This window comes from Citrobacter sp. Cb023 (assembly GCF_030336805.1).
GTDB lineage: Bacteria > Pseudomonadota > Gammaproteobacteria > Enterobacterales > Enterobacteriaceae > Citrobacter > Citrobacter braakii.
This window is the reverse complement of the sequence record NZ_JAOWCV010000038.1, coordinates 13,961-34,517: the sequence shown is the minus strand read 5'-3', so window position 1 is coordinate 34,517 and position 20,557 is coordinate 13,961. Positions and strand designations below refer to the sequence as shown.

The 20,557-nt window shown below is 52.5% G+C and carries 19 protein-coding genes; 11 read left to right on the top strand and 8 right to left on the bottom strand.

The features are described from left to right. Positions 1 to 497: 497 nt before the first annotated feature. Both ychF and pth read right to left on the bottom strand, forming a co-directional pair. Complete coding sequence (gene ychF / locus OGW44_RS13730; RefSeq protein ID WP_016153303.1) at positions 498 to 1,592, bottom strand: redox-regulated ATPase YchF; 1,095 nt, start codon at positions 1,590 to 1,592, stop codon at positions 498 to 500. Positions 1,593 to 1,707: 115 nt separating this feature from the next. Beyond that, on the bottom strand, positions 1,708 to 2,292 hold the full coding sequence (gene pth, locus OGW44_RS13725) for an aminoacyl-tRNA hydrolase (RefSeq protein WP_185654661.1): 585 nt from the start codon (positions 2,290 to 2,292) through the stop codon (positions 1,708 to 1,710). A gap of 274 nt (positions 2,293 to 2,566) precedes the next feature. On the opposite strand from pth, the gene ychH reads away from it, so the two are divergent. Beyond that, a complete protein-coding gene (gene ychH / locus OGW44_RS13720) occupies positions 2,567 to 2,848 on the top strand; it encodes a stress-induced protein YchH (protein ID WP_016153301.1) in 282 nt (93 codons plus the stop codon). Positions 2,849 to 2,972: 124 nt separating this feature from the next. Here ychH and lysC read toward each other — a convergent pair whose 3' ends face one another. Then, entirely contained in the window at positions 2,973 to 4,334 is a 1,362-nt protein-coding gene (gene lysC / locus OGW44_RS13715; protein WP_016156744.1) for a lysine-sensitive aspartokinase 3, read from the bottom strand. A 611-nt stretch (positions 4,335 to 4,945) separates the two neighbouring features. On the opposite strand from lysC, the gene OGW44_RS13710 reads away from it, so the two are divergent. Both OGW44_RS13710 and OGW44_RS13705 read left to right on the top strand, forming a co-directional pair. Then, positions 4,946 to 6,331: a diaminobutyrate--2-oxoglutarate transaminase gene (locus OGW44_RS13710; RefSeq protein ID WP_019076946.1), complete on the top strand. Its 1,386-nt coding sequence runs from the start codon at positions 4,946 to 4,948 to the stop codon at positions 6,329 to 6,331. A 15-nt stretch (positions 6,332 to 6,346) separates the two neighbouring features. After that, a complete protein-coding gene (locus tag OGW44_RS13705; RefSeq protein WP_016156743.1) occupies positions 6,347 to 7,810 on the top strand; it encodes a pyridoxal phosphate-dependent decarboxylase family protein in 1,464 nt (487 codons plus the stop codon). 97 nt (positions 7,811 to 7,907) lie between these two features. Here the strand turns inward: OGW44_RS13705 and dauA are convergent, their stop codons facing one another. The 4 genes from dauA to lolB all read right to left on the bottom strand — a co-directional run bounded on the left by dauA (position 7,908) and on the right by lolB (position 12,351). Then, a complete protein-coding gene (gene dauA, locus OGW44_RS13700; protein WP_029139565.1) occupies positions 7,908 to 9,590 on the bottom strand; it encodes a C4-dicarboxylic acid transporter DauA in 1,683 nt (560 codons plus the stop codon). 124 nt (positions 9,591 to 9,714) lie between these two features. Then, a complete protein-coding gene (gene prs / locus OGW44_RS13695) occupies positions 9,715 to 10,662 on the bottom strand; it encodes a ribose-phosphate diphosphokinase (protein ID WP_001518537.1) in 948 nt (315 codons plus the stop codon). 217 nt (positions 10,663 to 10,879) lie between these two features. Continuing rightward, complete coding sequence (ispE, locus tag OGW44_RS13690; RefSeq protein ID WP_016153296.1) at positions 10,880 to 11,731, bottom strand: 4-(cytidine 5'-diphospho)-2-C-methyl-D-erythritol kinase; 852 nt, start codon at positions 11,729 to 11,731, stop codon at positions 10,880 to 10,882. Next, positions 11,728 to 12,351 carry a lipoprotein insertase outer membrane protein LolB gene (lolB, locus tag OGW44_RS13685; protein WP_047358971.1) on the bottom strand — a complete coding sequence of 208 codons (624 nt, stop codon included), beginning with the start codon at positions 12,349 to 12,351 and terminating at the stop codon, positions 11,728 to 11,730. The genes ispE and lolB overlap by 4 nt, the downstream gene beginning before the upstream one ends. Positions 12,352 to 12,562: 211 nt before the next feature. On the opposite strand from lolB, the gene hemA reads away from it, so the two are divergent. The 6 genes from hemA to kdsA are packed head-to-tail and all read left to right on the top strand — an operon-like array spanning position 12,563 to position 17,867. Beyond that, positions 12,563 to 13,819: a glutamyl-tRNA reductase gene (gene hemA / locus OGW44_RS13680; RefSeq protein WP_016153294.1), complete on the top strand. Its 1,257-nt coding sequence runs from the start codon at positions 12,563 to 12,565 to the stop codon at positions 13,817 to 13,819. Between the two features lie 41 nt (positions 13,820 to 13,860). Further along, positions 13,861 to 14,943, top strand: a complete 1,083-nt coding sequence (gene prfA, locus OGW44_RS13675) for a peptide chain release factor 1 (RefSeq protein WP_016153293.1) — start codon at positions 13,861 to 13,863, stop codon at positions 14,941 to 14,943. After that, a complete protein-coding gene (gene prmC / locus OGW44_RS13670; protein ID WP_151222613.1) occupies positions 14,943 to 15,776 on the top strand; it encodes a peptide chain release factor N(5)-glutamine methyltransferase in 834 nt (277 codons plus the stop codon). The genes prfA and prmC overlap by 1 nt, the downstream gene beginning before the upstream one ends. Continuing rightward, positions 15,773 to 16,165, top strand: coding sequence for an invasion regulator SirB2 (sirB2, locus tag OGW44_RS13665; protein WP_016153291.1), 393 nt, complete (start codon positions 15,773 to 15,775; stop codon positions 16,163 to 16,165). Before prmC ends, sirB2 begins: the two co-directional genes overlap by 4 nt. A gap of 2 nt (positions 16,166 to 16,167) precedes the next feature. Further along, a complete protein-coding gene (gene sirB1 / locus OGW44_RS13660; RefSeq protein ID WP_003020775.1) occupies positions 16,168 to 16,977 on the top strand; it encodes an invasion regulator SirB1 in 810 nt (269 codons plus the stop codon). A 35-nt stretch (positions 16,978 to 17,012) separates the two neighbouring features. Then, positions 17,013 to 17,867 (top strand): 3-deoxy-8-phosphooctulonate synthase, encoded by an 855-nt coding sequence (gene kdsA / locus OGW44_RS13655; protein ID WP_003020772.1) that lies wholly within the window; start codon positions 17,013 to 17,015, stop codon positions 17,865 to 17,867. A gap of 152 nt (positions 17,868 to 18,019) precedes the next feature. Here kdsA and chaA read toward each other — a convergent pair whose 3' ends face one another. Then, on the bottom strand, positions 18,020 to 19,120 hold the full coding sequence (chaA, locus tag OGW44_RS13650) for a sodium-potassium/proton antiporter ChaA (protein WP_016153289.1): 1,101 nt from the start codon (positions 19,118 to 19,120) through the stop codon (positions 18,020 to 18,022). 275 nt (positions 19,121 to 19,395) lie between these two features. On the opposite strand from chaA, the gene chaB reads away from it, so the two are divergent. After that, positions 19,396 to 19,626, top strand: coding sequence for a putative cation transport regulator ChaB (gene chaB / locus OGW44_RS13645; RefSeq protein WP_016153288.1), 231 nt, complete (start codon positions 19,396 to 19,398; stop codon positions 19,624 to 19,626). Between the two features lie 196 nt (positions 19,627 to 19,822). Further along, entirely contained in the window at positions 19,823 to 20,518 is a 696-nt protein-coding gene (locus OGW44_RS13640) for a gamma-glutamylcyclotransferase (protein WP_016156738.1), read from the top strand. Positions 20,519 to 20,557 lie beyond the last annotated feature (39 nt).

Here is a 20,557-nt window from a genome sequence, read left to right as displayed (position 1 = left end):
GCCTCGCAGGCTACGCGGGGCTTTGTGGTTTTTCACTGTTTCGCATACAGCACATAAGGACCGGATGTGTAAGAGATAACAATGATTTTATTGGGCAATTTCCTCAAGCCTGCAGGCACATCCAGGTCATCCTCAGGCCGCAGGCCATTCAGGCGCTTCGCGAAGTATGTCGCGGCCTTCTGGAAGATGGTCAGTTCATCAGCCTGCTCAGCGAGTTGAAATCATTGAGACAATGGAGTTTTTCTTTCGGCTTGGCAGTGCGGCATTGCGTATCAGTGAACCTAACGGGGCCTTGTTTATTTATTATACCGTTATCGTACCCACTAAAAATGAAGATGGCAGAATGTTGTGCTCATCCACGTACTCATTTTTGACTGTCTCGTTACGAGACAGATGCACACTCTCTGAAATAAAAAATCCACGCAATTGCGCGGATTTTGTAGACTTTTTCAATATTCATGAGATTTGATGAAACCTCATGAGACGAGAAGTTTTGTTTAGACGTTGAAGAGGAAGTTCATCACATCGCCATCTTTAACGATGTAATCTTTACCTTCTGCACGCATCTTACCGGCTTCTTTCGCGCCTTGTTCACCTTTATAGGTGATGAAATCTTCAAACGCGATGGTTTGTGCGCGGATAAAGCCTTTCTCGAAGTCAGTATGAATTTTACCCGCGGCCTGCGGAGCCGTTGCGCCAACAGGAATGGTCCATGCACGAACTTCTTTCACGCCAGCGGTGAAGTAGGTCTGCAGGTTCAGCAGTTCGTAACCAGCGCGGATTACGCGGTTCAGACCTGGCTCTTCCAGACCCATTTCTGCCATGAATTCTTCACGGTCAGCATCATCGAGTTCTGCGATGTCAGCTTCAACGGCAGCGCAAACTGCAACAACCACGGAGCCTTCAGCTGCGGCGATTTCACGCACTTTATCGAGGTATGGGTTGTTTTCAAAACCGTCTTCGTTGACGTTGGCGATATACATGGTTGGTTTCAGCGTCAGGAAGCTCAGGTATTTGATAGCCGCTTTGTCTTCATCGGTCAGCGTTTTCAACGCACGCAGCATGCCAGCGTTTTCCAGCTGTGGCAGGCATTTTTCCAGTGCAGCCAGTTCCGCTTTAGCGTCTTTATCGCCGCCTTTGGCCTTCTTCTGTACGCGATGGATAGCGCGCTCACAGGTATCCAGGTCAGACAGCGCCAGTTCGGTATTGATAACCTCAATGTCGTCAGCCGGATCCACTTTGTTATTAACGTGGATGATGTTGTCGTTTTCAAAGCAGCGAACCACGTGGCCGATAGCTTCGGTTTCACGGATGTTCGTCAGGAACTGGTTACCCAGACCTTCGCCTTTGGACGCGCCTTTTACCAGACCGGCAATGTCGACGAATTCCATCGTTGTTGGCAGGATACGCTGCGGTTTGACGATTTCGGCCAACTGATCCAGACGCGGATCGGGCATCGGGACAACACCTGTGTTCGGCTCGATAGTACAGAACGGGAAGTTTGCCGCTTCAATACCCGCTTTTGTGAGCGCGTTGAACAGGGTGGATTTGCCTACGTTTGGCAAACCGACGATACCGCATTTGAATCCCATGTTTAAATCACCTTAATCTTTTGATATTCAACCTGTTATGGAAAACAGATTGTAGAAAAGTAAATAACTCTGCCTATTATACACAGCACGCGAGAAAAATGCCGCACATCGCTGCTTATTGCGCTTTAAAGGTGTGTAACCGGCTCGTTGCCTTGGTCAGGCCATCTTTGAATAAAATCTCGGTACAACGTGCCGCTTCGTCAATTGCTTCATCAATTAACTTCTGTTCTGAAACAGGCGGTTTGCCTAAAACAAATCCGACAACTTTGTTTTTATCACCCGGATGACCAATTCCCACGCGTAAACGATGAAAGTTGGGGTTATTGCCCAACTTGCTGATGATGTCTTTCAGGCCATTATGTCCGCCATGACCGCCACCGAGCTTAAATTTTGCCACGCCAGGCGGCAGGTCTAATTCGTCGTGCGCGACCAAAATTTCATCGGGATTGATACGATAAAAACTGGCCATCGCACCTACTGCCTTGCCGCTGAGATTCATAAATGTGGTCGGTACCAGCAAACGGACATCTTCCCCTTCGAGCGTTACTCTGGAGGTGTAGCTGAAGAATTTCGGCTCATCACGCAGGGGCGCGCGTAATCTCTCTGCCAGTAAATCGACATACCATGCGCCTGCGTTGTGTCGCGTTGCCGCATACTCTGCGCCGGGGTTCGCCAGGCCGACAATCAATTTAATCGTCACGTGTTTTGTCCTGAGTGTTTCCATAAACGACGTGTAGTTTACTGTCTGATGCTGCTCTTGACAAAAAACTGCGTTCTAATCGCCAAAAACTGAATAATTGCACAAATGGACTATTAGAAATTGAGTATGTTCAGTAGCTTATTTGTAAAGTTTTGTTGCGCGAGTGTTTGTAATTGTGATCGCTCCCGCACTTGCGAACGGCAGTGTTGTCTATACTTTACACATAAGGATTAGGGGTATTCCCTGTAGCAACCCAAAGTTCCGGAGGTGACACATGAAACGCAAAAACGCTTCGTTACTCGGTAACGTGCTCATGGCTTTAGGGTTGGTGGTGATGGTGGGGGGTGTTGGTTACTCTATTTTAAACCAATTGCCGCAATTTAATCTGCCACAGTTTTTCGCACATGGTGCCGTGCTCAGTATTTTTGTAGGTGGTGTTCTGTGGTTGGCGGGAGCCAGAGTGGGCGGGCACGAGCAAATCAGTGACCGTTACTGGTGGGTACGCCATTATGACAAACGCTGTCGTCGCGGTGATACCACTCATCGTCATAACTAAATCGTTTCCCGGTAGAGAGGGCTGCGGTTTGAATACAAAGTCCTGGTTGAAAAACCAGGACTTTGCTTGTTCATTATCCTTGCATAGAACGCACTTTTATATTCGCTATGGAATATAAGAAACGTTATTCGAATAACCGATAATGTAACGTTTTAACCGCGCTATCCGCGTCTTCAGCGGGCAACAGGAAACACAGGTTGTCATTTGACGCGCCGTGGCAAATCATTCGCACCGTATGCCCTTCAAGCCAGGCAAAAACGTCTTTGCAAACTCCCGCCGCCTGAGTCAGTCGATTCCCCACCAAAGTGACTAATGCCAGTCCGGTTTCCACTTCCACACGACAGTGGGAGGATAATGCGGTAAACAATGCGCTGGTCAGTATATGATCTTCACCTGAGGTTGCGTGAGTCGCGTCCAGCGCCAGCGCAATACTGTTCTCTGAGGTTGTAACCAAATCCACCGTGACCGCGTGGCGAGCTAAAATGGCGAAGGACTGCGCCAGGAAAGAACCGGACGGTTGTGTCTCCAGACTATGTAATCGCAACAGCGTCTGTTTACGGCGCACGGCAAGCGCACGATAGCGAGGTGGGTTGTCGGTGGTGTTATGCACCAGCGTACCACCGGCAGCCGTATCCTTACTTGAGCCAACAAAAACCGGAATGCTTTTACGCATTGCCGGAAGCAGCGTAGCCGGGTGGAGGACCTTCGCACCGAAGGCGGCCATATCGCTGGCCTCGGAAAATGAGATGTGGTCAATCCGTTTGGCCCGCGGCGCAATACGCGGATCGGTGGTGTAGATCCCTGCGACATCGGTCCAGATGTCCACGCGTGCGGCGTGAAGCGCCTCACCGAGAAGCGTCGCCGTGTAATCACTACCACCGCGTCCCAGCGTAGTGGTATGCCCTGCGGCATCCCGGCCGATAAACCCCTGGGTCACCATAATCGCTTGCTCAAGACGAGGGCGCAGGTGAGTCTCCACCAGGTGGTGCAAGGTACTGAGTTCGGGTTCGGCGCAGCCGAAACTCGAGTTGGTACGCATCACGCTGCGGGCGTCAAACCACCCGGCCTCGGCATGCCGTTCACGTAAGACTTCAGTAAACAGTAAAGAGGACATCAGCTCGCCGTGACTGACCAATTCATCGCTTAGCGCATCAGACGGTGAAACGGTCGCCGTTTGTGCAAGATGGCGGATGTTGTTGAGAAGATTATCGATTTCCGTGCTGATAACGGACGGCTGCTTCAGGCGGGAAATAATGTTGTATTGGATGGCGCGTAAGGTCTCAAGCTTATCTAATTGTTGATGCGTTTCCAGACCTTCAGAAAGCTCGACCAGTAAGTTTGTAACGCCTGCTGAAGCAGACAGCACGACTAAACGGACATCTTGATCAGCAAGGACAATGCTGGCGCTTCGGTTCATCGCATCAAAATCAGCGACGCTGGTGCCGCCAAATTTGGCAACGACGGATGGTGGATAAATGCGAGTCATAACAATCTCATATCAGGGCGCCATAAAAGTATGGCTAGAAAATTTTCATTCTCGGCATAAGGGGAAACGGTGTTCGCCTTACGAAATGTCCGCCCGCGAACATTTCTGCTGACAACCCAGGGAATTCCTGTTGTCGAAAACGCGTGTCGCCTGTACGCGTTACCGGGTGCTGCGCATTAATTTTATTTACATAGCCTGCAAATAAGCGCGCCATACTAAGTGATTTATATTTAGGGATCGACTTTTTTATTCGATTTATCGACAAATAAGTGAAAAATCATGTCGTAACAAGAAAACGCGTACATTATTAATGGTAAAAACGTGTAAAAAAATAATAAAAACATGAAAATTACATGGTTTTTATAACATCGTATGCGTTGCAATTGGCTACGGTAATTGTTAATTAAATAGATATATTTCTTTAGGATTTCGTAATGAAGGGTGGCTGTTACACTTTGAATTATAAAGAAAAAACACCCGCTAAATGTGTTGAAAAATAAATGATTGAGTCCAGGGCTAAAACAACATATATTAGCCGCGCTTTTTTACAGGTAACCCTTATAACCATTTATTCAATCAGGCGTTAATCTACACCTGGTTGTAGGAGTGATATGATGACGGATAAAGTCCGTATTGATACTTTAAGTGCTAATTCATTACCACAGAGCAATGATACCTTTTTAGCAAGACAGGCTGAGTTTGAATCTAATGTCCGCAGCTATCCACGTAAACTGCCATTAGCGATTGCTAAAGCGCAGGGCGTCTGGATTACTGACGTAGAAAATAATCAATATCTTGATTGCCTGGCAGGTGCCGGAACCCTGGCGCTTGGTCATAATCATCCTGAAGTGCTGCAGAGCATTCAAAGTGTCATCACAAGCGGCTTACCGTTACATACGCTTGACCTTACCACACCGTTAAAAGATGAATTCTCATCGTATTTACTTTCTTTATTACCGGGCCAGGGCAAAGAGTATTGCCTGCAGTTCACCGGGCCGTCCGGTGCCGATGCCGTTGAAGCGGCGCTGAAGCTGGCGAAGAAAGTTACCGGCCGTTCCAGCATCATCAGCTTCTCCGGTGGCTACCACGGGATGACCCACGGCGCGCTGTCCGTGACCGGCAACCTGTCGCCGAAAGAAGCCGTCAGCAACATGATGGCGGAAGTGCAGTTTATGCCGTATCCGCATCAGTACCGTTGCCCGCTGGGTATCGGCGGTGACGCTGGCGTCAAAGCATTGACCTACTACTTCGAAAACCTGATCAACGACGTTGAGAGCGGCGTGCGTAAACCGGCTGCCGTAATCCTCGAAGCGGTGCAGGGCGAAGGCGGGGTAAACCCGGCTCCGATCGAGTGGCTGCAGCGTATTCGTAAAGTGACCCAGGAACATGGCATTCTGCTGATTATCGATGAAGTTCAGGCTGGCTTCGCGCGCACGGGTAAACTGTTCGCCTTCGAACACGCCGGTATTGAGCCGGATATCATCGTGATGTCCAAAGCGGTTGGCGGCGGTCTGCCACTGGCGGTACTGGGCATTAAAAAGCAGTTCGATGCGTGGGCTCCGGGCCATCACACTGGCACCTTCCGCGGCAACCAACTGGCGATGGCGACCGGTCTGACAACGCTGAAAATCCTCAAAGACGACAAGATTGCCGATAAAGTTGCTGCGCAGGGCGAGTGGCTGAAAGGCAAACTGACTGACCTGCAGAAACGTTACCCGGTTATCGGCCAGGTACGTGGTCTGGGCCTGATGATTGGTCTGGAAATCGTTAAGCCGAACGAAGCGCAGGATCACATGGGCTGCTACCCGGCCGATGGAGAGCTTTCCGCGCTGCTGCAGAAAAAATGTTTCGAAAACGGCCTGATTCTGGAGCGTGGCGGCCGTAACGGTTGCGTACTGCGTCTGCTGCCGTCTCTGTTGATCACCAACGCAGAGCTGGAGATTTTCCTCGATAAATTCGAAAATGCCCTGCTGGGCGCTGGCGTGAAGCCGGTTTAAACGGAGTTGGATCGAATGTCAGACGTAAATCCGATTCTGTCCGGCTCGGCACAAAGCATTGCTGCCTACCAGGACGCGATCGAGCAGAGTACGCAAGCGGTCGTTGAATGGTTGAAGCAGCCTGAGATGTATCAGGGCAAAACCGTTGAGCAACTGCGCGAACGTATCAACCTGAATTTTACGTCTCAGGGCCTGGGCAACCAGGCCGCTATTGAGCGTGCGGTTGAATACTTTCTGAAAGACAGCTTGTTGGTTCACCATGCGCAGTGCGTGGCGCACCTGCACTGCCCGAGCCTGGTGATTAGCCAGGCGGCAGAAGTGTTGATCAACGCCACCAACCAGAGTATGGACTCCTGGGATCAGAGCCCGTCGGCGACCATCATTGAGATCAAACTGATCGAATGGTTGCGTGAGCAGGTGGGCTATGCGGCAGGCGACGCGGGCGTGTTCACTAGCGGCGGCACCCAAAGCAACCTGATGGGCCTGATGCTGGCGCGCGACGCCTTCTTTGCCCGCCAGGGGCATTCCATTCAGCAGAATGGTCTGACCGGCGACCTGAGCAAAATCAAAGTATTTTGCTCTGAAAGCGCGCACTTCTCTGTGCAGAAGAACATGGCGCTGATGGGGCTGGGTTACCGTTCCGTCACCCAGGTGAAGACCGATGCGTTCTCACGCATGGATCTGGCTGACCTGAAAGACAAGCTGGCCCAGGCGAAAGCCAACGGCGAACAGGTGATGGCGATTGTCGCCACTGCTGGTACTACCGATGCGGGCGCAATCGATCCGTTAGCGGACATTGCGGCGCTGGCGGCAGAACACCAGATCTGGATGCATGTGGATGCAGCATGGGGCGGGGCGTTACTGCTTTCTGAGCAGTATCGTCACTTCCTGAACGGCCTTGAACTGGCGGATTCCGTGACGCTGGACTTCCACAAACAGTTCTTCCAGACCATCAGCTGCGGCGCGTTCCTGCTGAAAGACGCGCGTCATTACGAGCTGATGCGTTACCAGGCGGCGTACCTGAACTCTGATTTTGATGAAGAGGCGGGCGTACCGAATCTGGTGTCGAAATCGCTGCAGACCACGCGCCGTTTTGACGCGCTGAAGCTGTGGATGGGGCTCGAAGCGCTGGGCAAAAAGCAGTATGCCGAAATCATTGATAACGGCGTAACGCTGGCGCGTGATGTGGCTGCGTTTGTGAAAACTCAGCCACACCTGGAACTGGTGATGGAGCCGCAGCTGGCAAGCGTGCTGTTCCGTTTCCGTCCGCACAGTGACGACATGGCGTTCGTTGCGCTGTTGAACCAGCGTATTGGCGACGTTCTGCTGGCTTCTGGTAGCGCCAACGTTGGCGTGACCGAAGCAGATGGCGTAACCTGCCTGAAGCTGACGCTGCTGAACCCAACGGTGTGTCTGGAGGATGTCAAAGTCCTGCTGGCAAGCGTGAAAGCGACAGCTGAGCAACTGCTGAACGCGTAAGCAATAAGCTGATTATAAAAATGGCTCCCACACACGGGAGCCATTTTTTTGCCTGTCATTTGTAGCCCGGCGGCGCTTCGCCTGGCCGGGCTACACGTCAGCTGATATCTGCCAGCGCGGCGTCTTTATTCGGGAAGAACGTCAGGCGTCCGGCAATCGGCTGAATGCCCGCGCGCGCCATTGTACGTAACGGCTGGAATTCCAGATTACTGATCCGCAGTTCACACCCTTCCGGGAGGCGTTTTACAAACCGCTGGAAAGCGTCCAGACCACCGGCATCCAGTACCGGGACCGCGTCCCACTTTAAGACCACAATACGTTTACCTGCAATACGCGATTCGAGATCGGTAAATAATCCCTCCGCAGCGGCAAAGAAAAGTGGGCCAATAACGCGCAGCACCAGCACATCGTCAGGTACATCTACGTTGACCGGCGCCAGACGCGTCATGCGCGCGATACGACGCATAAACAGCAGGGAGGCGAGAACGATACCGACGCTGATGGCGATCACCATGTCGAATAGCACCGTCAGCGACATACACATAAGCATGACAATGATGTCGTCTTTTGGCGCATGACGCAGCAGATCCACCACTTTATGCGCTTCACTCATGTTCCATGCCACCATCAGCAGCAGGGCGGCCATGGCGGAAAGCGGTAACCAGGAAAGCAGCGGCGCAAGCACCAGCAGGGCAAGGATCACCAGAATCGCGTGGATGACCGCTGAAATTGGTGAGGTCGCCCCGGCGCGGACGTTTGCCGCAGAACGGGCAATTGCCGCCGTGGCGGTGATACCACCGAAGAACGGTGCCACGATGTTGCCCAGGCCCTGGCCAATCAGCTCACTGTTGGCTTTATGCTTGGTGCCAGTCATCCCATCAAGTACGACGGCGCACAGTAGAGATTCAATCGCCCCGAGCATCGCCATGGAGAAGGCGGCCGGTAACAGCGCCTGTAACGAACTCCAGCTCAGGGTAAAGTTTGACTCCGGCATGTCCCACGGTAATACCAGTTGCGGCAGCAATTGCGGGATACCGTTACCCTGCGAGCCATCAGCCAGAATGTAGTGGAACTGAGAACCGATGGTGGCGACATGGCCGCCGGTCAGGTTCACAATCCCCATTACCGCACAGCCTGCCAGCAGCGCAGGAAGGTGGCCCGGCAGTCGGATCCCCAGACGCGGCCAGAAAATCAGGATCCCCAGCGTCACCACGCCAATTGCGGCATCGCCAACGTTGAGGGTTGGCAGGGCCATAAACAGCGCGCCGACCTTTTGCAGGTAGTGCTCCGGGACATGGGCCATTTGCAGACCGAGAAAATCTTTAATCTGCATGGTACCGATGGTGATACCAATACCCGATGTAAAACCTAACGTAACGGATACCGGGATATATTCGATCAGGCGACCAAAACGGGCGAGGCCGAAAAGGATCAGGAATATCCCGGACATTAGCGTTGCGACCAGCAGGCCTGCCAGCCCAAACTGTTGCGAAACCGGATACAGAATCACCACGAAGGCGGCAGTTGGGCCAGATACGCTAAAACGTGAACCCCCGGTAAGGGCGATAACAATCCCAGCCACGGCTGAGGTATACAAGCCGTACTGCGGCGCCACGCCACTGCCTATTGCCAGGGCCATCGCCAGCGGAATGGCAATGATCCCAACGGTTATCCCGGCGATCAGGTCGCGGGTAAAGCGAGAAGCGGTATATTTTTCTTTCCAACAAGCGTCGATGAGGGCGCGGAAAGGCATCACATGTGAGGAAAATAATCTGTTCACAATAATGTTTCATCCATGAGCGCATCATCTGTCAACTAAATGGCAGGTGAAGGAGGCATAAGTCATACAAATAGATGTTGCAGATAAAAAAACCCGCCGCAGCGGGTTTTTGAGCCGGGCTCGATTAATGCTCGAACATAGCAGAGATGGATTCTTCGTTGCTGATACGACGAATCGCTTCGGCCAGCATACCCGACAGGGTCAATGTACGCACGTTTGGCAGTGCTTTGATTTCGTCAGTCAGTGGAATAGTGTCACAGACAACGACTTCATCAATCACTGAATTGCGCAGGTTGTTTGCCGCATTACCTGAGAAGATCGGGTGGGTAGCGTAAGCAAATACGCGTTTTGCACCACGTTCTTTCAGTGCTTCTGCTGCTTTACACAGCGTACCGCCGGTATCGATCATATCATCAACCAGCACGCAGTCACGACCTGCAACGTCACCAATAATGTGCATCACCTGAGAAACGTTCGCGCGCGGGCGTCGTTTGTCGATGATAGCCATGTCGGTATCGTTCAGCAGTTTAGCGATAGCGCGGGCACGCACGACGCCACCGATGTCCGGAGAAACCACAATCGGATTGTCCAGATTCAGCTGCAGCATGTCTTCTAACAGGATCGGGCTACCGAATACGTTATCAACCGGTACGTCAAAGAAGCCCTGGATCTGTTCAGCATGCAGGTCAACGGTGAGGACGCGGTCAACGCCAACGCTGGACAGGAAATCAGCGACGACTTTAGCAGTAATCGGTACACGAGCGGAACGTACGCGACGATCCTGACGTGCATAGCCGAAGTAAGGAATAACGGCGGTGATACGGCCTGCGGAAGCACGGCGCAGCGCATCAACCATAACGACCAATTCCATCAGGTTGTCGTTAGTAGGGGCACAAGTGGACTGGATGATGAAAATATCACCACCGCGTACATTTTCATTAATTTGTACGCTGACTTCGCCGTCGCTAAAGCGACCTACAGCGGCGTCGCCGAGTGAAGTGTACAGGCGGTTGGCAATACGTTGTGCTAGTTCCGGGGTGGCGTTACCAGCAAAAAGCTTCATATCAGGCACGAGAAGAACCTCAGGCATGCGTCCATTGGTGGAAAGAATCTGCCGAAAACTGTGCGGGCCAGGCAGTATCCTCTCCATGCGGTGTATTAAAGAGCGCGATGCAACGTCTGGAACAGGGTGACGTTGTCACCGCAACTCAGCTTGCCCGGCTTACTCGTCATCTTTCACGTTTCATGTATGCTGGCATATTTCGCCATCTTCCTGAAACCCGAATGATTTAGAGTAACGCTCTGTGCAATGGGGAGAGGTTGACACCTTTCGCCACAAAGCCTTTGAGCCATTCCGGGGCTTGCTCAAGCACCTGGCGAGCACGAGACTCAGTGTCAAATTCAGCAAAGACACAAGCCCCTGTACCAGTCAGGCGCGACGGCGCGTATTCTAACAGCCAGGAAAGCGCCGCATCAACCTCGCGAAAACGTTTTCTTGCGATAACCTCGCAATCATTGCTGAATTCACATTTTAGTAACGTTTTTATTGACCTTTTTGGCGTGTTGCGCGGGAGGTCGGGATCTTTAAAAATCACCGGCGTCGGAATACTGACTCCCGGGTGGGCGACCAGATACCATTTTTCCTCTGGCTCGACCGGGGTCAGAATTTCACCTACGCCTTCAGCAAAGGCCGCATGGCCGCGCACGAATACGGGAACGTCCGCCCCCAGCGTTAAGCCGAGTCCTGCCAGTTCATCAACCGAAAGTCCGCACTGCCAAAGGTGATTCAGCGCCACCAGGACGGTAGCTGCATTAGACGAACCTCCGCCAAGACCGCCGCCCATCGGCAGGCGTTTTTCGATACTGATGTCGGCGCCGCTCCCTTTGGGAAGGCGATCGCTTTCAGACGCCGCCTTCATCAGCAAGCGCGCCGCACGGACAATGAGATTGTCTTCATGTGCAACGCCTTCCACCGGCGTTAACAGGCGGATTTCGCCGTCGCCACGCAGCGCAATACCTATCGTGTCGCCATAATCAAGAAACTGGAATAGCGTCTGCAAGGTGTGATAACCGTCCGCACGCTGCCCGGTGATGTATAAAAACAGATTCAGTTTTGCCGGAGAGGGCCAGTGGGTCATCATTTCACAATCCAGTTATCCATTTTCAGCTTAATACGCTGATCGCCGTCGGACAGTTCCATGTTTGCCGGCATCGCAGGCTTAATTTTGCTGTCGTAGGCGCTATAGACCACTTTCCAGTTTTTACCGTCTTTGCTGTAGTTCACTTCACTCAGACGATACTGGTCGTCGAGTTTGTAATCGCTGGCGTCTCCCGGCAGGCCAAGGATCCACTGGCGCAGGCTGTTCAATGGAATAGGCATGCCGGTCAGCTTACCAATCATCTCTTCGGCGTCGTCAGCGGTGTAGTGCTTGCCTTTGTTATCGACAAGTTCGACGTTGCCCGGCTGGGCATTGAGTTCCAGTTCAGTGCTGCCCAGGGGATTGGTCAGCAGGAGACGGTAGCGATCCTGTCCGGTTTGTTGCCAGAAAAAGCGGGCATAGACTTTCTGTTGATCGGAAATATACGCAAACGCACCGCGCGTCTGATATTGGTTCAGGGCGCGTACTTCCTGCTGGTGCTGGCGCCACTGTGGAGAGTCAGGGCTTTTGCCGGGACCTTTCGGCGCGTTGAGCGTACAGGCGGTAAGAGCCAGGGCCGCCAACGGCAGCAGGCGAATCAGGCGAAAATCAGGCAGGGTCATAATGATGACAAATCCTTGAGATACGTTGCAGTTATAACTCTTAATGCTAGCGCCGCCATCATACATCGTCTACGTTCAAGTTATCTTAAATCGCTCAAATTTGTGCACTAAGCTATTACTCCAAAAGGGGGCAGTCTCTTTTATTGACCGCACGCATCCTGTATGATGCACCCAGTCTAACCTTATCAACGCTGGTACTATTCCCGCACACATGACCCTTTTAGCGCTTGGTATTAACCATAAAACGGCACCTGTATCGCTGCGAGAACGCGTAACGTTTTCGCCGGATACGCTCGATCAGGCGCTGGACAGCCTGCTTGCGCAGCCAATGGTGCAGGGCGGGGTGGTGCTGTCGACGTGTAACCGTACGGAACTGTATCTCAGCGTTGAAGAGCAGGATAACCTGCAAGAAGCGCTGGTTCGCTGGCTGTGCGATTACCATAATCTTAATGAAGAAGACTTGCGCAATAGCCTGTACTGGCACCAGGACAACGACGCCGTCAGTCATTTGATGCGTGTTGCCAGCGGTCTGGATTCGCTGGTGCTTGGTGAACCGCAGATTCTGGGGCAGGTGAAAAAAGCTTTTGCGGATTCGCAAAAAGGTCACCTGAACGCCAGTGCGCTGGAACGCATGTTCCAGAAATCATTCTCTGTCGCTAAACGTGTACGAACAGAAACAGACATCGGTGCCAGCGCCGTGTCCGTGGCTTTTGCCGCCTGTACGCTGGCGCGGCAAATATTTGAATCGCTCTCCACGGTGACCGTGCTGTTAGTGGGCGCAGGCGAAACCATTGAGCTGGTGGCGCGACACCTGCGTGAGCATCAAGTGAAGAAGATGATCATCGCCAACCGTACCCGCGAGCGGGCGCAGGTGCTGGCGGATGAAGTCGGCGCCGAAGTGATTTCACTGAGTGATATCGATGCGCGTTTACAGGATGCCGATATTATTATCAGTTCTACCGCCAGCCCGCTGCCGATTATCGGCAAAGGAATGGTGGAGCGCGCGCTTAAAAATCGCCGTAATCAACCTATGCTGCTGGTGGATATCGCCGTACCGCGCGATGTCGAGCCAGAAGTGGGTAAGTTGTCCAACGCCTATCTGTACAGCGTTGACGACCTGCAAAGCATCATTTCGCATAACCTGGCCCAGCGCAAAGCGGCGGCCGTGGAAGCCGAAACCATTGTGGCGCAGGAAACCAGCGAATTTATGGCCTGGCTACGCGCTCAGGGCGCAAGTGAAACTATCCGCGAGTATCGCAGTCAGTCAGAACAGATCCGTGATGAACTGACTGCCAAAGCGTTGGCCGCTCTTCAACAGGGTGGTGATGCGCAAGCCATTATGCAGGATCTGGCCTGGAAACTGACCAACCGCTTGATCCATGCACCAACCAAATCACTTCAACAGGCCGCCCGTGACGGGGATAGTGAACGCCTGAATATTCTGCGCGACAGCCTCGGGCTGGAGTAGCAGCACACCAATCTTATTTTTTACAGGGTGCATTTACGCCTATGAAGCCTTCTATCGTTGCCAAACTGGAAGCCCTGCATGAACGCCATGAAGAAGTTCAGGCGCTGCTCGGGGATGCGGGTACTATCGCAGACCAGGAACGCTTTCGTGCACTGTCGCGCGAATATGCGCAATTAAGCGATGTATCTCGCTGTTTTACGGACTGGCAACAGGTTCAGGAAGATATCGAGACGGCTCAGATGATGCTCGACGATCCTGAAATGCGTGAAATGGCGCAGGATGAACTGCGTGAAGCAAAAGATAAATGCGAGCAGCTGGAGCAACATCTGCAGGTTCTGCTGTTGCCTAAAGATCCTGATGACGAACGTAACGCCTTCCTCGAAGTGCGTGCGGGAACCGGTGGTGATGAGGCCGCGCTGTTTGCCGGCGATCTGTTCCGCATGTACAGCCGTTACGCTGAATCGCGTCGCTGGCGGGTAGAGATCATGAGCGCCAGCGAAGGCGAACATGGCGGGTTTAAAGAAGTCATTGCCAAAATTAGCGGCGAAGGCGTGTACGGTCGACTGAAATTTGAGTCCGGTGGGCATCGTGTGCAGCGCGTACCTGCGACGGAGTCACAGGGCCGTATTCACACTTCTGCCTGTACGGTCGCGGTCATGCCGGAACTGCCGGATGCCGAACTGCCGGACATCAACCCGGCCGATCTGCGTATTGATACCTTCCGCTCATCAGGCGCAGGGGGGCAGCACGTTAACACCACCGACTCCGCAATCCGTATTACCCACTTGCCGACCGGTATCGTAGTGGAATGCCAGGACGAACGTTCGCAGCATAAAAACAAAGCGAAAGCGATGTCGGTGCTGGGGGCGCGAATTCGTGCCGCCGAAGTGGCAAGACGTCAACAGGCCGAAGCCTCTGAGCGTCGCAATCTGTTGGGCAGTGGCGATCGCAGCGATCGCAACCGTACCTATAACTTCCCGCAGGGTCGCGTGACCGATCACCGCATTAACCTGACGCTCTACCGTCTGGATGAAGCGATGGAAGGCAAACTGGATATGCTCATTGAGCCAATTGTCCAGGAATACCAGGCCGACCAACTGGCGGCGTTGTCCGAGCAGGATTAATGGATTATCAGCACTGGCTGCGTGAAGCGATAAGCCAATTACAGGCAAGTGAAAGCCCGCGCCGTGACGCCGAGATTTTGCTCGAGTTTGTTACCGGTAAGGGACGCACCTTTATTTTGGCTTTCGGTGAAACGGTATTAACCGAGGCGCAGCGTCAACAGCTCGACACATTACTGGAGCGCCGTCAGCGGGGTGAGCCGGTGGCGCATTTAACCGGCGTGCGGGAGTTCTGGTCGCTGCCGCTGTTTGTGTCTCCGGCTACGCTTATTCCTCGTCCGGATACTGAGTGTCTGGTGGAACAGGCGCTGGCTCGCCTGCCGGCCTCAGCATGCCGCATTCTCGATTTGGGAACTGGCACGGGCGCCATTGCGCTGGCGCTGGCAACCGAACGTCTGGATTGCGCAGTAACGGCGGTTGACCGCATGCCGGATGCCGTTGCGCTGGCCACTCGCAACAAACAGCATCTGGGCATCGACAATGTTTGCGTGCTGCAAAGCAACTGGTTCAGCGCTTTGCAGGGACAGCAGTTTGACATGATTGTCAGCAATCCGCCGTATATCGACGAACAGGATCCGCACCTGGCGCAAGGCGATGTACGCTTTGAACCTCTGTCGGCACTGGTGGCGGGCGATCGGGGACTGGCGGATATCGTGCATATTATTGACCAGTCTCAGCGCGTGTTAACGCCCGGCGGCTATCTGTTGCTGGAACATGGCTGGCAGCAGGGGCAGGCCGTCCGGGACGTCTTTACTCGTGCGGGTTACCAGGCGGTTGAAACCTGCCGTGATTATGGCGGCAACGAGCGAATTACGCTTGGACGCATCCCATCATGAGTACCTTCAGTGTGTTACTCAACATTCATCTCATCAGTATTGCGCTTTCCGTTGGCTTGCTGACGCTGCGTTTTTGGTGGCGTTACACCGACTCGCGTCTTGCCTGCGCACGCTGGACGCGCATTGTGCCACCGGTTGTGGATACCGTTTTATTACTCAGCGGCGTGGCGCTAATGGTTAAAGCGCACATCCTGCCATTCACTGAGCACGGGACATGGCTGACTGAAAAGCTGTTTGGGGTTATCATTTACATCGTTTTGGGTTTTATTGCGCTCGATTATCGTCGGGCGCGCAGTCAGCAGGCGCGATTAGTCGCATTTCCGCTGGCGCTGGTGGTGCTGTACATCATCATTAAACTCGCCACCACAAAAATACCGTTACTGGGGTAAGCATGAGGTCGTTAGCTGATTTCGAATTTAATAAAGCGCCATTGTGTGATGGGATGATCCTGGCGTCGGAGTCTATCCGTCTGGATTTTCCAACACAAACTGTCTACGACGAACTGGAACGTCTGGTCAGTCTGGCGCAAGAAGAAATTAGCCAGCTCCTGTCTCAGGATGAGCAACTGGAAAAACTGCTGGCACTTTTTTACGGCGAATGGGGATTTACGGATACCCACGGCGTCTATCGTCTTTCTGATGCACTCTGGCTTGACCAGGTACTGAAAAATCGGCAGGGCAGCGCCGTGTCTCTGGGGGCGATCTTATTGTGGATTGCCAACAGACTGGAGCTGCCGCTGGTACCGGTGATTTTCCCGACGCAACTGATCCTTCGTATTGAGTCGCTCGATGGTGAAATGTGGCTAATCAATCCATTCAATGGCGAAACGTTAAATGAGCACACGCTGGAAGTGTGGTTGAAGGGGAACATCAGCCCGGTCGCGGAGCTGTTTAACGAAGACCTGGATGAAGCGGATAACGCGGAAGTGATCCGCAAACTGCTCGACACGCTGAAATCATCACTGATGGAAGAGCGGCAAATGGAGCTGGCGCTGCGTGCCAGTGAAGCACTATTGCAGTTTAATCCTGAAGATCCGTATGAAATTCGCGATCGTGGTTTAATATACGCGCAACTCGAGTGCGAACATGTTGCGCTGACAGATTTAAGTTATTTCGTTGAACAGTGTCCGGAAGACCCGATCAGCGAAATGATTCGTGCGCAAATTAATACTATTTCGCACAAACAAATTGTATTGCATTGATTAATCACACTTTACCTACCGTTTAAGGCGATCCTATGAAACAAAAAGTGGTTAGCATTGGCGACATCAACGTGGCAAATGACCTGCCGTTCGTGCTGTTTGGCGGAATGAACGTGCTGGAATCCCGCGATCTGGCGATGCGCATTTGTGAGCACTACGTAACCGTTACTCAAAAGCTGGGTATCCCTTACGTGTTTAAAGCCTCCTTTGATAAAGCCAACCGTTCTTCGATCCACTCTTACCGTGGACCGGGCCTTGAAGAAGGGATGAAAATCTTCCAGGAACTGAAGCAGACTTTTGGCGTAAAAGTGATCACCGACGTTCACGAAGCCAGCCAGGCACAGCCTGTTGCTGATGTGGTGGATGTGATTCAGCTTCCGGCATTCCTCGCTCGTCAGACCGATCTGGTGGAAGCAATGGCGAAAACCGGTGCCGTTATCAACGTGAAGAAACCGCAGTTTGTAAGCCCGGGCCAGATGGGCAATATCGTGGATAAATTCCATGAAGGCGGCAACGATAAGGTTATTCTGTGTGACCGTGGTGCGAACTTTGGTTATGACAATCTGGTTGTGGACATGCTGGGCTTCAGCGTGATGAAGAAAGTCTCCGGCAACTCACCGGTGATTTTTGACGTTACCCATGCGCTGCAGTGCCGCGATCCGTTTGGCGCAGCAAGCGGCGGTCGTCGTGCGCAGGTTACCGAACTGGCGCGTGCCGGTATGGCGGTTGGTCTGGCAGGTCTGTTTATTGAAGCGCATCCGGATCCAGCCAATGCGAAATGCGATGGTCCATCCGCGCTGCCGCTGGCGAAGCTGGAACAGTTCCTGACGCAGATTAAAGCGATTGATGACCTGGTGAAAAGCTTCGACGAGCTGGATACCGAGAACTAAGAGAGTGTGACAGGCCGGAGTTTCCCTCCGGCCTGCTATTTGAAAAGGGTATAAAGGTCGCCGTCAGGCACCAGACGCGCCATTGATTGTGTTATATCGGCAGAAAAGAAAACGGCCCTGAAGAGGACCGTGGGGTACGTCTAAAATAATAATCAGGCAAATATTGTCATCAGATAGGCAATAAACAGTGCCAGATGCGCTGCACCGTTAAGCACATTGGTGCGTCCGGTGGAGAAAGAGATCTGACACAGAACCAGTGATGAAACCATCACAATCATCTCTGGCGCACCCAGCGCAAACATCAAATCATTCCCGGTTGCCCATGCAATCAGCGTCACCACCGGTACGGTCAGCGAAATTGTGGCTAATACCGAACCGAAGAATAAATTCATTGCCCGCTGTACCTGATTGCTCAGAACCGCTTTCAGTGCGCCCAGTCCTTCAGGCGAGAGGATCAGTAACGCGACCAGGAAACCCGTAAATGCGACTGGCGCATTCAGTTCAGTCAGCAAGGTCTCAAGCGGGCTGGCGTTCATCTTGGTCACGGCAATAACAGCGATCAGATGAATGATAAGCCAGGCGGCGTGCCACAGATTGCTGTGCGCAGACGGCTTACCGTGATGCGGGTCATCGTCGTCACCCTCGTCTTCATGCTCGTAAATGAACAGACTTTGGTGCGTTTTAGTTTGAATCAGCAAAAATACGCCGTACATCGCCGCAGAAATTAACGCCACCAACAGCGCCTGCGCGGTAGTGAAATTTGCCCCCGGCAACGCCATCGGGAATACCAGTACAATAATGGCCAGTGGGAACAGGGCGATTAAATACTGCTTAATACCAAATAGGTTCATATATTGAGTGGCAAATTTACGGCCACCTAACAGTAATGAAAAACCGACCAGCCCCCCGGTTACGATCATAATGATTGAATACAGCGTATCGCGCATGAGCGTAGGTGCGGCATCGCCGGTTGCCATTAATGCGGAGATTAAGCTGACTTCAAGAATAACAACGGACAAACTGAGGATCAGCGACCCGTAGGGTTCGCCAAGTCGATGCGCTAATACGTCCGCATGACGGACAACGCTGAATGCGCTGCTTAATATACCAATAAGGGCCAGCGCATTAATACCGATGACCACTGGTAGTGACTGACTGCTCCCCCAGAAGAACAGGACTACCAGCGCCAAAATCGGGAAGACGAGAGAGGTCTCCTTGTGGCGGGTTTTTACCGCCTCATGTGCTTGTGTCATTGCATTAATTCTCCATCTCTGCAGGTATTTATAATTATAAAAAGTATTAAAGAATGTAAAAAATAACAGAAAACGTGGTTTTGTAGGTGACATTTTACGAAATTTTACTACATCACCTGTTTTCCCTCTCAAAGCGGCCAAAAACAAATTTCTTGTTTATAGACTGTTTAATTAACAGAAGGTTAGGTAAAGAAAATTTCTAAAAATGTCCATTATTGGCGTCGCGCCGCATTGTTAACCACACTTAAGGTTTAGCCTAAAAAGAGGAGTTCACAATGCCCTATAAATCTAAAAGCGATCTGCCTGACAGCGTGCAGCACGTTCTGCCAGCCCATGCTCAGGACATTTATAAAGAAGCTTTCAACAGCGCCTGGGAACAGTATAAAGACAAATCTGACCGCCGTGACGATGCCACCCGAGAAGAGACGGCACATAAGGTGGCGTGGGCCGCGGTTAAAAATGATTACCAAAAAGGTGATGATGGTAAATGGCATAAAAAGACGTAACAGTATCAATTATAATGCCTTTATAAACTCGCTTGCATCAGGCGTTAGCGAATCGTGCTACGCCGCGCGGTTACTGGCTTGCAAGCGAGCGGTGAATTGCCTATTGTCCAGCTATTGGTTTCAAAATGAGCAGTAAAAAAGCCCGGAAGGCGTCAAAAAAGTTGTCGCAGGGAAGCAGCAGTGGCGGAGGTGTAAGGTGTTAACGCGTGATTTTTTATTGAATGCCGACTGTAAGACGGCATTTGGTGCTATTGAAGAATCACTACTCTGGTCAGCGGAACAACGTGCAGCCTCACTGGCCGCCACGCTCGCTTGTCGACCAGATGATGGACCGGTGTGGATCTTCGGTTATGGATCGTTGATGTGGAACCCGGCCTTAGAGTTTGAAGAGTCCTGTACCGGCACATTAGTCGGCTGGCACCGTGCATTTTGTCTGCGCCTGACGGCGGGGCGAGGAACGGCGTGTCAGCCAGGCCGCATGCTGGCCCTGAAAGAGGGCGGACGTACCACCGGTGTGGCCTACCGCTTGCCGGACGCGTCGCTGGAACAAGAGCTTTCTCTGTTGTGGAAGCGAGAAATGATCACCGGATGCTATCTGCCGACCTGGTGCCAGTTGGCGCTTGATGACGGCCGTACGGTGAACGCGCTGGTGTTTATTATGGATCCGCGCCATCCGCTGTTTGAGTCAGACACGCGCGCGCAGGTGATCGCGCCGCTTATTGCCGCGGCCAGCGGACCTTTAGGCACTAATGCCCAGTATCTGTTCTCGCTGGAACAAGAGCTGGTCAAGCTGGGGATGCAGGATGATTGTCTTAATGATCTGGTGATCACGGTCAAACGATTGTTGGGAGAGAACCTGCCGGAAGGCGTTATGCGGCCAGGGTTTGCCTGAACCCGGCGTGGAATTGTATGCCCGAAAGCCAGGCGCTTT